Origin of the sequence: Pseudoalteromonas sp. DY56-GL79, from assembly GCF_041414765.1 — a bacterium.
GTDB classification, from domain to species: Bacteria; Pseudomonadota; Gammaproteobacteria; order Enterobacterales; family Alteromonadaceae; genus Pseudoalteromonas; species Pseudoalteromonas piscicida.
The window spans coordinates 175,092-189,209 of record NZ_JANHZS010000003.1 but is presented as its reverse complement, the minus strand read 5'-3'; the positions used below and the strand labels follow the sequence as shown (position 1 = coordinate 189,209).

At 42.7% G+C, this 14,118-nt stretch carries 12 protein-coding genes; 6 read left to right on the top strand and 6 right to left on the bottom strand.

Annotated elements, in window-relative coordinates; genetic code table 11:
- Nucleotides 1–4: 4 nt before the first annotated feature.
- Nucleotides 5–697: an N-acetylmuramate alpha-1-phosphate uridylyltransferase MurU gene (gene murU / locus NO992_RS03375; protein WP_045962677.1), complete on the top strand. Its 693-nt coding sequence runs from the start codon at nt 5–7 to the stop codon at nt 695–697.
- Entirely contained in the window at nt 687–1,532 is an 846-nt protein-coding gene (gene djlA, locus NO992_RS03370; protein WP_010374731.1) for a co-chaperone DjlA, read from the top strand. The genes murU and djlA overlap by 11 nt, the downstream gene beginning before the upstream one ends.
- 9 nt (nt 1,533–1,541) lie before the next feature.
- Here djlA and NO992_RS03365 read toward each other — a convergent pair whose 3' ends face one another.
- Nucleotides 1,542–2,387, bottom strand: coding sequence for a DUF3530 family protein (locus NO992_RS03365; protein WP_253105561.1), 846 nt, complete (start codon nt 2,385–2,387; stop codon nt 1,542–1,544).
- 120 nt (nt 2,388–2,507) lie between these two features.
- Here NO992_RS03365 and NO992_RS03360 point away from each other — a divergent pair, with 120 nt between their 5' ends.
- Nucleotides 2,508–3,443, top strand: a complete 936-nt coding sequence (locus NO992_RS03360) for a DUF368 domain-containing protein (protein WP_010374734.1) — start codon at nt 2,508–2,510, stop codon at nt 3,441–3,443.
- A gap of 37 nt (nt 3,444–3,480) precedes the next feature.
- Here NO992_RS03360 and NO992_RS03355 read toward each other — a convergent pair whose 3' ends face one another.
- Complete coding sequence (locus tag NO992_RS03355) at nt 3,481–4,170, bottom strand: 2OG-Fe(II) oxygenase family protein (protein ID WP_349198123.1); 690 nt, start codon at nt 4,168–4,170, stop codon at nt 3,481–3,483.
- A gap of 145 nt (nt 4,171–4,315) precedes the next feature.
- Between NO992_RS03355 and nhaD the strand changes: the two genes are divergently transcribed.
- On the top strand, nt 4,316–5,764 hold the full coding sequence (nhaD, locus tag NO992_RS03350; protein ID WP_017216469.1) for a sodium:proton antiporter NhaD: 1,449 nt from the start codon (nt 4,316–4,318) through the stop codon (nt 5,762–5,764).
- A gap of 58 nt (nt 5,765–5,822) precedes the next feature.
- On the opposite strand, the gene NO992_RS03345 is transcribed toward nhaD, so the two are convergent.
- Nucleotides 5,823–6,833, bottom strand: a complete 1,011-nt coding sequence (locus NO992_RS03345) for an ATP-dependent 6-phosphofructokinase (RefSeq protein WP_371374325.1) — start codon at nt 6,831–6,833, stop codon at nt 5,823–5,825.
- Between the two features lie 145 nt (nt 6,834–6,978).
- The gene (locus NO992_RS03340) at nt 6,979–7,374 is read right to left on the bottom strand and encodes an MmcQ/YjbR family DNA-binding protein (RefSeq protein WP_010374742.1); all 396 of its coding nucleotides are present in this window, start codon (nt 7,372–7,374) and stop codon (nt 6,979–6,981) included.
- 605 nt (nt 7,375–7,979) lie between these two features.
- Here NO992_RS03340 and NO992_RS03335 point away from each other — a divergent pair.
- Nucleotides 7,980–8,171 carry a hypothetical protein gene (locus NO992_RS03335; RefSeq protein ID WP_081629149.1) on the top strand — a complete coding sequence of 64 codons (192 nt, stop codon included), beginning with the start codon at nt 7,980–7,982 and terminating at the stop codon, nt 8,169–8,171.
- Nucleotides 8,172–8,196: 25 nt separating this feature from the next.
- On the opposite strand, the gene NO992_RS03330 is transcribed toward NO992_RS03335, so the two are convergent.
- Nucleotides 8,197–10,434 (bottom strand): bifunctional diguanylate cyclase/phosphodiesterase, encoded by a 2,238-nt coding sequence (locus tag NO992_RS03330; RefSeq protein ID WP_017216467.1) that lies wholly within the window; start codon nt 10,432–10,434, stop codon nt 8,197–8,199.
- A 264-nt stretch (nt 10,435–10,698) separates the two neighbouring features.
- Nucleotides 10,699–13,368 carry an insulinase family protein gene (locus NO992_RS03325; protein ID WP_371374321.1) on the bottom strand — a complete coding sequence of 890 codons (2,670 nt, stop codon included), beginning with the start codon at nt 13,366–13,368 and terminating at the stop codon, nt 10,699–10,701.
- Between the two features lie 286 nt (nt 13,369–13,654).
- Here NO992_RS03325 and sixA point away from each other — a divergent pair, with 286 nt between their 5' ends.
- On the top strand, nt 13,655–14,116 hold the full coding sequence (gene sixA / locus NO992_RS03320; RefSeq protein ID WP_010374744.1) for a phosphohistidine phosphatase SixA: 462 nt from the start codon (nt 13,655–13,657) through the stop codon (nt 14,114–14,116).
- The last annotated feature ends 2 nt before the right edge of the window (nt 14,117–14,118 follow it).

Here is a 14,118-nt window from a genome sequence, read left to right as displayed (position 1 = left end):
AACAATGAAAGCGATAATTTTATCTGCTGGTCGTGGTAAACGCATGATGCCACTGACCGCGAACCAACCAAAACCTATGCTTAACGTCGCAGGAAAGCCACTACTTGAGCATCATATCGAGCGCTTAAAAGCGGCTGGGATCTGCGATATCGTGATAAATCTTGCATGGCAAGGTCAGGTGATAAAAGACTATTTCGGCAATGGTAGTCATTTCGGTGTCAATATTGAGTACAGTGATGAACCTGAAGGTGGATTAGAAACCGCAGGTGGCATCATTCAAGCACTGCCGATGTTATGTGAACAGGATGACAGCTTTATTGTACTCAATGGCGATATTTTTACGGACTATGATGTCAGCAGCTTAATGCAGTTACAGCTCGGCAGTACAGTTGAGGGTCATTGCGAAGCGCACATTGTGTTGGTAGAAAACCCCGAACATAATCCTGAAGGCGATTTTTGCCTTGCCCATCAGCCGCTCAATCAGCAAAAGTATACCTTGTCCGGTATTGGTAAATATCACCAAAGTTTTTTTGCCGAGCTTGGGGCTGGCTTTATAAAACTAGGGCCACTGCTGCGTAGTGGGCTTGAGCAGCATAAAGTTTCTACTGAACTGTATTTGGGTGCATGGGACGACATTGGCACGCCAGAGCGACTAAAAATGATCAACGAAAAGTTAGGGTATAGCGATGTGGGGTAAATTATTAGGCACAATTTTCGGCTTTTTATTTGGTCGTTGGTTAGGCGCTATTTTAGGTTTTTATCTCGGCCATTTATTTGATAAAAGTTTGCGTCAGGATTTTGATAAAGTCGGTGGCTTTCAAGGTTTCATGAAAGGTGAAGATCTGCATGAGCGCCAAGCCTTGTTCTTTTCCAGCTGTTTTTCTGTGATGGGACATATTGCCAAGTCTAATGGTCGAGTCAGCGAAATCCACATTCAAGCCGCGTCTGCGTTTATGAGCGAAATGGGCTTGCAGGGTGAAGAGCGAAAAGAAGCACAACATGCGTTTACAGCGGGCAAAAGCAGCGATTTTTCGATAAAAGAAGCAGTTACCGATTTTAAAGAAGCCTTTGCTAGACGCTATGACTTGAGGCAGCTGTTTTTAGAGATTCAAATTCAAATGGCATTTTGTGATGGGCATGTGTCTGATGCGGAGAAGGCCTTACTTAAACAGGTGAGTAAGTATTTAGGCTTCGCAGAAACCCACTTTTTGTTCTTGCTTAAGCGCTATCAAGCAGAATTTGAGTTTCGTCGCTCTCAGGCGTCTGGGAGATCGCAACATCAACACCAGCAACAGGGCGGCCGTCAACCAACATCACAAGATAACGGCTTAAACCGTGCTAAAGCGTTGGCTGTACTGGGATTGAGTGAAGGGGCGAATGAACGTGAAATCAAAAAAGCATACCGCAAACTGATGTCGCAGCATCACCCTGACAAATTGGTGTCTCAGGGATTACCTAAGCATATGATGGAAGTGGCAAAGCGCAAAAGCCAAGACATTCAGTCTGCCTATGAATATTTAAAAAAGAGCTAACCTGAAAAACTATAAAACGCGCAAAAAACCGAGTAACTCTTTTCTGAGTCTTTGATGTTGGAGCGGATCGGTTTTTTCTCCAAAAAGCTCTCGTTGGCGATAATCAAATTTACTGTTTTTTCTCGCCCAGCGCGCTCTGTCTGGCGTATTGTCGACCACAATCGGATTGTCAAAACTGTAGTAAACATCCAGTAGAGCAGGGCTTATCAGAGAAAGGTTGGATGCCAAGTGCTTTTGCCGCGTTGCATTAGGCAGTTGTGGGCTAACAACGGCAAAGGCATCGATACGTAGATTGGGCAGGGTTGCTAAGTGCTCTCCAAACAAGCCTGCGCTATTACCAAATGCGACAACCACCAACTTTTCTGTTTGAGTCATGGACAGCGTGTTGTAAAGCACCTCAAAGCGGCTGATCAAGGCCATTTTATATTCGTCGAGATTAGATTCTGAAATAGGTGCAAGCGTTTGCTGAGCCGGTTTTTCAGTATCGGGGAGCGCGATGTCTTGCTCCAGTAGACTCGGTGCATAAGACAGGTCCGGCGGAGTAAGGGTATACGTGTCGTAGCCATCATCGCTTAAGCGTTTTGCAAGAAAGCTTATGCCGCTGTTATTGAGCGGCGGAGTTTGCATGTCTGGTAATAAGATCACGATGCCTTCACGAGCGGCTGCCATATACTCTTGATGAAATACATAAAAGCTTTCGTTTTCGCTTTCCAGTTTTATCAATTGCGATGGCTCGTAGAAACGATTAGCGTCTTGCTGATAAAGAGAACCAAGCGGTGCTGCATCAATATGTTCAGCTGCAAAAGTCGTCGCGGGTAAAGCGGCAATAAGTAATAAAAGCGTTCTGATGATCATGGTACAAGCGCGTAAAATATCATAATTGGTTATCGACCAGTTAAGCGAAAGCTTTAGCTGTCGCTATTTTTTAGCGTTTTAAGTTAAACTGCTCGGCAGTGGAAATGAAAGGAGAAATTTGTGCAGTATAAAGATAGCAAACGAGACTATCTCTTTATGTTTTTAAAAGGGGCCGGAATGGGGGCTGCGGATGTTGTCCCGGGTGTTTCTGGCGGCACCATTGCTTTTATTACTGGCATCTATGCACGTTTTTTAAATGCCATCAAAAGTGTGAACTTACAGGCTTTGAGTACATTGCGCCGTGATGGCCTAAAAGCAACTTGGCAGTACATTGATGGTAGCTTTTTACTGGCGGTATTTTCTGGTTTGCTCATCAGTGCAGCGTCTTTGGCGAAGGTGATCACTTATTTATTGGAAGCACACCAAACACTGGTATGGTCATTTTTCTTTGGTCTTATCGTCGCTTCTTTTGTTTATGTTGCAAAACAGGTCTCTCATTGGAGTGGCCAAAATATTATTGCCTGCGCAGTTGGCGCTATCGTAGCCTTTGCTATTACTTCCCTTTCACCAGCTGAAGCGCAAGCATCTCATTGGATGTTTTTTATCTCAGGTGCTATCGCCATTTGCGCGATGATCTTACCTGGGATCTCAGGGAGCTTTATCCTACTGTTACTGGGTATGTATGGCCATGTACTTAGTGCGGTGAACCAGCTTGAATTTGGCTTAGTGAGTTTATTCTTACTAGGTTGTATTGTAGGGTTAATGTCGTTTTCGCGCCTACTCAGCTGGCTATTGGCGCACTATCAACAAGTAACGTTTTCGCTACTCGCTGGCTTTTTGCTGGGCTCGCTTAATTTATTGTGGCCTTGGAAACAAGTGCTTACGACTTACGTGAATTCCAGTGGTATAGAAAAGCCATTGAGTCAGGCCAATATTTTGCCTGCGCAATACAGTACGCTGTATGGTCAAGACCCAAATACGCTGGCATGTATTGCACTTGCCATCGCTGGCCTTGCGCTGATCTTAACCATTGAAAAGATAAGCGAAAAATATTAATAAAATAGACACCTAGAACAATAGGCACGGTTTGAGCTTATGTGTCTATTGTTCTAAACCACCCCGTTACAGAAAGTCGCGGCGCTTTTGCAAATGGTGCGACGTAAGTCACAGAATGAATTTTACTTACATCAAAAACCACCAGTGAATTGAACTTAGGTGCATAACTTTTAGTGGGTGTGCCATCGCGTTCAAAAAATTGCAGTAGCCCGCCCCAGTCAGGGTGCCAACTTTTGCTTAGGCTGAGTACATAAGCATAAACCCGGCCCTCAGCTTCAACAATGTCATTATGTCGAGTTAAATACTGACCACCAATAAATCGTGTTGCTTGGGCAGAGGTACGGATAATGTTCAGTCCAGAGATAGCGGAAAAACAGGACTGTACATCGCTACTATTGAGGTTATTGTATAGCCTTTGCAGAGCGTCAGGGCTTGTGGAGTCTATGGAGTGGCGGCCATACATAAAACCAACACCACGTGATGCATAGCTATGTATATCTTCAAGCAAGGCTTGCTGCTCTTGCGGTGTTAAGGCAAGAATATCACTGTCTTTGACTGACTTGGCTGCTCCGTTATGAAACAGTGCGAGCTGGTAGTCGAGGTTACAGAGGCACTCATGTAGTTGTTGAGCGTTTGTATCGTCTAGAATATTTTCAATCCGTGCAAACCCATCGTTGCTCAATTTTTGCTGTAATTCTGTTTGTTGTTGCTGCGAAAGTTGAAGCATAAATACCTACTGCTGATGTATGGCCTGTTTGTACTAGTGTAAACAGGATGCCTTAGACTTCAGTCCAATGCTGATTACTTTTTATCTATGCTAAAGTGAGTTTGGCTGAAATGCCATCCCTCTGCACTCATCGATAGGCAAAAAAATGAAAATCAATGGACTACTGCTATTCTGTTGCGCATGGGTCATATCCGTGATCCCATCACCAGCCTTGGCGGCTCAAGGCACCTTAGATCTTACCAGCTCGACACTCGGCTTGGTTTGTATTGTTGTCTTCGTTTTAGCATACGCACTTGTAATGCTCGAAGAAAAACTCCATATGCGAAAATCAAAGCCAGTGCTTGTGGCGGCAGGCATCATTTGGCTCATGATTGGGGCGTATTACGTTAATCAGGGACAACCCGATGTTACCGAGCACGCATTTCGGCATAATTTGTTAGAATTTGCGGAGTTGATGTTGTTCTTGCTCGTTGCGATGACTTATATCAACGCGCTAGAGGAGCGCCGCCTTTTTGATTCACTACGAGCGTGGATGATCCAAAAAGGCTTTAGCTATAAGAATCTATTTTGGATCACTGGATTCTTATCCTTTTTTATCTCTCCAATTGCAGACAATCTAACAACAGCCTTACTCATGTGTGCCGTGGTGATGAAGGTAGCTGATGGTGACAAAGAGTTTATCAATCTGAGCTGTATCAATATCGTGATAGCAGCCAATGCTGGCGGTGCATTCAGTCCCTTCGGTGACATTACCACTTTGATGGTATGGCAAGCCGGTATGGTACATTTCAGTGAGTTCTTAGCGCTATTTGTTCCTTCACTGGTCAATTACATCGTACCAGCACTCGTAATGAGTTATTTTGTGGCGGATAGAAAGCCGAGTGCAGTTTACGAAAGAGTAGAGCTTAAACGCGGCGCTTTAAGAATTTTAACTTTATTCCTTCTGACTGTCGCAACCGCTGTGCTCTCACATAGTTTGCTGCATTTACCACCGGTCCTTGGCATGATGATGGGCCTCGGTTACCTACAGTTTTTTGGTTACTTCCTAAGAATGACATTACCGGGGTCATTAGCAAGAAAGCGAGCGATGGCGGAAAGAGAAGGGGATCAAGAGCGTCTCGAGAAGTTAGGAAGTGTTGTGCCATTCGATGTCTTTAGCAAAGTTTCACGCGCTGAGTGGGATACCTTATTATTCTTCTACGGTATCGTTATGTGTGTAGGAGGTCTTGGGTTTCTCGGTTATTTAAGTTTAATGTCAGAGATATTATATGGTGAGTGGTCTGCAACCTATGCCAACGTATTCTTAGGGATTATTTCCGCGGTCATCGATAACATTCCTGTGATGTTTGCTGTGCTGTCAATGCAACCTGAAATGTCACACGGTCATTGGTTGTTGATCACGCTCACGGCTGGGGTAGGGGGGAGTTTACTTTCTATTGGCTCTGCGGCAGGTGTTGCGCTCATGGGACAAGCTAGAGGCTATTATACTTTTATGGGGCACTTAAAATGGGCACCCGTGATTTTGCTTGGTTATATCGCGAGTATTTTATGTCACCTGTGGCTTAACGAATCTGCTTTTAGCGTGTTTGGCTAGCGCTTACGCAAGACGTAGTGAGAGTGAATAATTAATATGCGCTTCACTCTCACTACGTTTATTGCTCGGCGAGGTAGTGCTGATATCGTTGTACCCACTCCTGTGATACTGGTTTATCCATATTCAGCACCTTCTCGACTTCAGTAATTACAATTACACCATGTATTTTTCCTACCATAATGGGCGTCGTAATATCAGTGTCTGGTTTGATGCTACCATTAATCACTTCCACTGCCGCTACTCCTAATTCCGTGGCGAGCATTCTATCTTCAACAGATGGTGCCCCACCTCGTTGAATATGGCCTAACACGCAAAGTGCACAATTGATATCGGCATTGCTATTTAACTCTGTTTTAAGCGCTTGAGCGCCGCCTGGCCATAAATTTTCGGCCAGTATAATCAAAAAGCTACCGTGTTGATGTTGCTGCTCTATGGCATTTTTGAGATGAGCTAAGACCTGAGAGGTATTCTCTACCGTGCAGTTTTCAAATGAAATGATAGCCTCAGCACCTGTCGCAATGCCCACATGGTAAGCAATATGCCCGTTATGACGACCCATCACCTCGGTGATAAAAACTCGCTCAAAGGCATTTGCGGTATCGCGGATTTTATCTATTGCGGAGGTGGCAGTATTGATGGCTGTGGAGAAACCAATGGTGTTGTCACACCCTGAAAGGTCGTTATCTATAGTACCGGGAATACCAATTAGCTGACCTTGCCAGTGAGCTGCCAGCGCCTGCATTCCTCTAAACGAACCATCACCACCAATCACAATAAGTACGTCGATATGAAGCTTTCTCAGGGCGTTTGCGGCTTGAAGTACGCCTGAAGGTTCTAGCATCGCAGGGCAGCGGGCGCTTTTTAGAATTGTGCCACCAAGTTGGGTGATATCGGTGACGGAAACCGCACTTAGCTCGGTGTACTCTTGATTAATTAGACCATTGTAACCATGAAAAAAGCCAAAGCACTGAAATCCAGATCTCAAGGCACTTAACGTGATAGCCCTAATCGCTGAGTTCATACCCGGCGCATCGCCGCCACTTGTCAGTACTGCTATCCTTTTCGTCATGTCGTCACTCTATTATTGCTAGGTTATTCTTTTTGTATACTACCAGAGTGATTTGAAGACAAGTTGATCGACATTAAAGATAGAGATTAATACGAGGATATAGAAAGGTAAAACGGCATTTAGGTCTACCTAAATGCCGTTTTAATTAACGTTGCGTGACTTTGCTAGCAAGTTCTTCACGTTGTGCGGTCGGTAGGTTATCTACGACGATTTGATAAGAATCATCGATCATTTTCTTTATTTCGTCTTCTGGAATAGTGCCATCTAAGATGACTGTGTTCCAAAGACGCTTATTCATGTGATAACCAGGCACAACAGACGAATACTTGTCTCTAAGCAATAATGCTTCGTCAGGGTCGCATTTTACATTTAACCACCAAACAGGTTCACCATTTTCATCTACTTGCCCCTCTTTCCCCTCAGTTAGAGTTGCAAACATTTTATGCTGAACTTTGTACACATCTACGTCTTGCGCAAAAGGCTTAGTGATAAAGGTTGCAGGCTTGGCCTGCAAATATTCATGTACGCTTTTCTGATCCATAGCCCGTGTCCTTGAAGTAACAGTTAATACTACATGAGAGTAAGTTTAGCAGCTCTTGTGATAATACTGTAATCGTCTATCAGTAAAAACTATCAGAAAGTCTATACTATGGCGTTATAACGCAGACAATTATTGAATAACTGACCGTTTTATATCGGTTTAACTCACAGTTGACGATTAAAATAAGTACAGTGTGTAAAAGCACTAAAATTTCAGTCGTCTACAATATTAGAAAAGCTAACTTTTAATTTCCAGTTAAGGACTAAGTTGGCTTCACAAATTATGCTAAAAATACACTCATAACCTAAGTGGACTAAGCTAGGAAATCAATGCCAGTTGACCGTAAAAAATTTCCCACTTGTCTCTATTTCCCAAATTAGGAAAAGTTACGGCATAACATCCCTTGTGCAATGCTATACCTCTAAACAGTCCGCTATTAAATTAAATAATACAAAAATATGCAACAATAATTTCTTCGTTGATTAAATATTGAACGTTGTGTAGACTCATCGGCCGCATTAGTAAATAGTATCGAAATGTGATGTTTCTTTCCTAATAAAGAATGTTTTAGTTTTCTTAGTGAATTAAAAAACCGAGGAGTATCAGTGGCTTTTGGAATAATTTCAGCTTTATGTGCGATGGTAATGTATCTTCAAACTCTATGGACTGGAATGCCAAGAAAACGCTGGTTAAGTTTGGCCGTAGTAACAGGCCCCGCTGCGTTAATTCTGTTTCGAGTGCACTATCGCAGAGCGTGGATGCGTCGCTGCGCAAATTTAGTTAGTTGGAAAGCGTAAAGTGGTTAGGTCAAATTAAGCTAGGCTATTGCACGAGTTGTAGGTTTGGCTTTTCACTTGGGATATGTTGCTTTAAAAATTGTTCAAATTCACTGCTTGAAAGCGGCTTTGAATAGTAATAGCCCTGAACTGTTTGGCAATTTAGCTGTTCTAAAATATTGAGTTGTTCTTCATTTTCAACCCCTTCCGCAACAACGTGAAGATCTAAGTTATGCGCGATAGTGACAATAGAGTCAACCATGTTTCTACCGCGCTCGTTACCCATATCATCGATAAATGCCTTATCGACCTTGAGTGTATTTAGCGGAAATTGCTTGAGATAAGCCAGTGACGAATAACCAGTACCAAAGTCATCCATGGCTAAGTGTATCCCTCTAGCACTAAGTGAGCGCATTATCGAAATTGCTTCTTTTGGATCGTCCATCACCGTTCCTTCTGTGATTTCTAACTCAAGAAAATAAGAAGGAAGTTGATTTTTTTGCAAGATAATGTCGATACGAGTGGTGAGATCCGGCAAACTAAACTGTTTTGCTGATAAATTAACCGCAACTCTACCATTGAACAGTCCTTTATCAATCCAGCGCTTTACATCACGGCATGCTTTGTCTAAAACGACTTCACCAATTTCGATGATCTGTCCGGTTTCTTCTGCGATAGGGATGAATACACCAGGACTTATCACCCCCTTTTTTGGGGTAATGAAACGGACAAGCGCTTCCATGCCAACCAGCTCGCCAGTTTTAATATTCATTTTTGGCTGATAGTAGACAACGAAGTGATCCTCTTTGAGGCCATAGCGCATCAGGTTTTCAATTTGCAGACGCTTAACCGCTTGCTCGTTCATGGAATCATTAAAGAATAAATAATGGTTACCCTTTTGTTTGGCATGATACATAGCGGTATCTGCATTTTTCAGCAGACTTTCAGGAGACTTACCATCTTCAGGGCACAGTACAATTCCAACAGAAGAGGTGATCACTAACTCGTGATTAGCAATTTTAAAAGGTGTCGCAATCGCTGCTAGAAATTGTTTTGCTGTACGTGTAATCGTGTGAATATCATTGGTGCCTGAAATCACCAGCGCAAATTCGTCACCACCTAGTCGGTAGAAGGTATCTTGTTGGCGAGCAAGTTTATTTAGCCGCATTGCCAGTTTCGCAAGTAGCGTATCACCTAACTGGTGACCTAGCGAATCGTTGATCTTTTTAAAGTTATCTAAGTCAAAGACAAGTAGGGCATGGTGCGTCCCTTGTAATGACAACTTTTGTAAATTGGTAAAGAACAAGTTGCGATTGGGAAGACCTGTCGTACGATCGCGATTAGATAAATTGTGGAGTTGAGACTCTGCTTTTTTACGCTCGGTTAAATCAGAGTACACAACCACATAGTTACTGATCTGACCGTGGTTATTTTTAATTTCATCAATCGTAATTTCGATAGGTAAGAGTACATCTGCCGCATTACGCAGTTTGAGCTCTTCTTGCCAATGCTCTGTTTGTTTAAGCTGAGCCTTTACCTGAGCAACAAACTTATTGTCATAGCCTGGTAAGCTAAAATGTTTATTCAGATAGTGTTCCCGTTGACCACCAAATAGTTTCAAGTAGCTTGGGTTTAGGTCGACTAGATTATAGTGCTTGTCGTAAATTGCGATTGCGTCAGTCAGCGACTCTACGCATTTTGCAAACAGGTTTAGCCTTTCCTCGGTGCTTTTAAAGTGGCTGATATCGCGAACCGTACCTGTCATTCTTAGCGGGTTAAGGTTGGCATCTTTCTCGATAATTTTGCCTCGGTCTAACACCCAGTGATACTGGCCTAGTTCATCTTTAATACGATAGCTTGCTTCGAAGAATGGTGTCTTTTCTGCGAAGTGCTGTTTCATCAGCTTTTCTACGATTAATAGGTCTTGTGGATGGATCCTATGCTGGTTGGGGATGACGCTGCCAGGCTTCGCAGAGTTCATGCCGTATTTATCGTTGATCCGAACAATTTCACCTGACTGAATATTCCAGTCCCACAGCGTATCGCCACTGCCTTCAATGGTACTTTTAAATCGTTGTTCTGAGTGCTTAAGTTGAAGAGTGGATTTTTTGAGTTGGTGATTTGACCAAACTAAGTAAGGAATGCTGAGCAGAGCAATCACGCATGGTACGAGCCAAGCTAACTGGGCACCTGTTAATACACTTGCGTCACTGGCGTAAATTACATGCGGAGTCAGTGATAAAAGTAGTGCATTGATTGTTATTGTTTTTATTTTTAGGCTCATATAATGCGTAATTCATAACTGCAATCTCTAATCTAAATCAAGCCATTGTAGTAGTCAAAAGGAAAACGTTGATTAAGGGGAAATTCAGGTTAATTGCGGTTTTTCACAACAGCGAAACAAAGTTTCAGATGAAATTCATTATGCTAAGGAGTGTGGTTGCGTATTTTTTGAACTTTGATTAGGTTTCAAATGAATGGACTAGGTGAGAAAAGTCTTAATAGTCATTCAAAAGTTTGATAAGCACTCCTTGCTTACACTAAAACGCTAATTACACTTTAAAATCAGTCGTGGAGCATTTGGCTCTAACATTTTATCTATATAAGTAAGGATGTCTTCTAATTCCAAGTCGGTCAAAGCTTGGATTAATCTTTGCTGCATATCAAACTGGTGGAAGTCATTGGTAATCGAAATCCACAAACGCTGCGCCCTTAGCCTTAGATTTTTGTCTTGCTCCGATATATGTAGCAACAAGCTTTCTTTCGAACGTTGCCAACTCACTTCATCGAGCTGATGCAATTGTTTGGCAAAGTGCTTAAGAAATTGGTTGTGTCGTGCAAGTAGGTGTCCACTATCAAAGTTGGGAGATTGAATATAAAAAGCGATACCTGCACGTGTATTGAATGGTGCATACCCAGCGCCAACTAAATAACCAAGTTGTTCCTTCGTTCTTAATTGCTCAAAATAATCTTGATTAACGAGATTATTAATCGCCATCATAGTGACTTTTTCTTTAACGGAATCGGTACGTGATTGAAAATATTCAATGAAGGCATAATCACAGCCTTCGCGTTCGATATGTTGTTCCGTTAATTTCGTCAACTCGTTTAAGGGACGTTTCAAATCTTCTAAAATTTCGCTACTTGAAAATAGCCCGTGCACTGATGTTTTTAATTTTTCAGCATGTTTTAGTTGCCAGTTGCCATGCATGAAAGCTTTGACATGAATGGCTGAAAAAAACTGCTTTCGAAATAGTTGAAATTCGTTAAAACTGGCACTTTTAAGTGCGCAGGCTAAGTCTTCAGGACTTGGGTTCCAGGGCATCAAATGGGCACCAAGTCGGCTAAACAGTTCGCTAACAGGCTTATTCTTATTGTGATTCTTCCAATGGCGGATAAGTTGCTTTTTATATTCCGCAAAGCGAGCTGCATGGATTGGTTGATTCAGTAGTGCCTCGACTAACTCTAAAACCAAGGTGATTTGATTACCAGTAAGCCCTGCGGTGTGAAGTGTTAAGCCACCTTGATGGGAATTAATATGATAACTAAGGCCGGCTAATTCTGCGCTATAAAAACGCTCAGCGACCGCATCCATAAAGAGATCGGCAAACAGGCGAGAGAGTGCCATATGCTTGTGACAAGTGACGGACGGGGCGGAATCTATTTCGAGATAAAAATGCCCTTTGGTGACTCTAAAAGTCAAATCCTGCTTAAACCAAAATTCAAATCCAGGCTGATCAGCTAGACGAATAGGCGTATCCTGTTCACTCTCTACATCATGAAGTGGGTTTTTCGCGCTGAGGTATGGATTAATTAGTGGTAGCGACATTTGTGGCAAAGGCATATGCACATTATAGAGCGACTCAATCCAATCTTTGGCTATTGGCGAGACACTGTATGGCGTGTTGTACCATTTAGCTTTTTTATTTACCTCCACATGAGGGTGGATAAGCACAAGGCGCATATTAGTAGGGCACAAATGCATCAGTAGTTTTTCGTGCTGCTCTTGAGAAAAGCCATCCATGCGATAATCACCATAGAGAAAATCTTCTTCTTCATAGTGGTGCATATTAACGCTGATTGAATTTACCCAGTCTAACATACGGCCGACTTCTTGGTTATCGAACGCGATATCTAGTAAAGTGCTTTTATCTTGATAAAGGCGTGGTAGTGCAGCGGTATTTTGCTTAATTAATGCTATGTACTCGAACAGCATTTCCACTATGTCTTCATAGTATTCAATCCCTTCATCGGTAAGTGCAAAGCTGATATTAAAATCTCTGAAATTACTACCCGTGATCCCACCACCAGCCGATAGTGCATTAATCCAACCTTGTGACTTGAGGATAGAATACAGTGAGCCTTTACCTTCATACCCTAACAAATGGGCTAAAAAGCTCACGCTTTTATGGCGGTATAAATCGGTAGGGTTGGGCATAGCAAAACTGACAATAAGTTTTTGCATATGTTTTCTAGGCTTTATTTGCAGTTCTAGCTGCAGGTCTTGCTCTCGGTACATAGGCGCTTGGATCGCTGGTTTTTGCGCTTTGCTGCCAACAATTTTTGTAAAAGGTGAGCAAAAGGTCGCAAGCGTAGCCAGCGGTTGTGGTGCAGCTATCACCAAAGTCATCCATTGAGCCTGATAGTATTGATTGAAAAACGCCCGTAATTCACTGGCGATATTACCATTACGATCTGCGAGAGTGTCTCGGGTACCAACAGAGAACTTGGCAAAAGGATGCTGAGGATTGATGGTTTCTTTATGAACTTGATAGATGCGACGGCCATCATCTTTGATTTTCATCTTAAACTCGGCATCGATGGCTTCACGCTCTTTTTCAGTATCGCTCTCGCTCAGCAGTGGAGACACAAAGAATTGGCTAAAGCGTTCTAACGCTTCGTCAAGTTGTTCGGCGTCGCAGTCAAAGTAATAGCTCGAGTGCTCGGTACCAGTCCACGCATTGCTCTGGCCACCATACTGACTAATAAATTGCGAAAAGCCACCTGAGTCAGGGTGCTCTGCAGTACCAAGGAATAGCATATGCTCCAAAAAGTGCGCCATCCCTTGACGCGCTTCGGGGTCGTCAAAGTGACCGACATTAACTGTTAATGATACGGCGCACTTAGCAGTTGAATCGTCATTGATCAACAAGACTCTAAGACCATTGTCCAGTGTTAGTAATTGGTACTGCCGACTATCATTATTACTCAGTTTCAATATGCTGCTGCCGATAAATTAGTTAAAAGATAACTGAAGGTAATTAGAATTTCATTTCATGTTAATCCTTCATTTGTTTTAATATAGCGAACAAACCAGTGAGATAGCTACCGGTTTAGAAGAAAATAATGCCAAGCTGCATATATGAGTAGTCAGCAAGCATAAGATCCCGGGTGTGAGTGGCGCAGAAGGGAAAGGCCATTAACGACAATAGGTTAAACGTGGATCTCATCATGCATAAGTCCGCATATATGTAGGGTGATATAAACAGAAGGTGCTGAACAGTATGAAGACTATCTTGATTATGCGTCATGGTGAAGCTGAACCCATGCAAGCCGACGATGCAAGCAGAAATTTAACCGAACAAGGATTACAACAAGCCAAGGATGTAGGTGAATGGTTGAAACAATATTTTGAGATAGACGCTGCACTTGTGAGTCCCTTCGTCAGAGCACAACAAACCGCGGAGCAAGTGCTTGCACTTCAAACGCCTAAATTTGTTGAAACCTGTTCAGACATAGTACCGAGTGGATCAGCACACACAGCTATCGATTATTTAGAAACACTTATCTCTATGTATCCAGCACACCAAACCTGGATTTTAGTCGCACATATGCCAATAGTTAGTTATTTGGTAGACCGTTTGTGTCCGGATACAATGCCTATCTTCTCAACTGCCGCGGTAGCTATAATTGAATACAATGAACAGACTGGCCGTGCTGAATTCACATCGATGCAGTTACCTTAAGC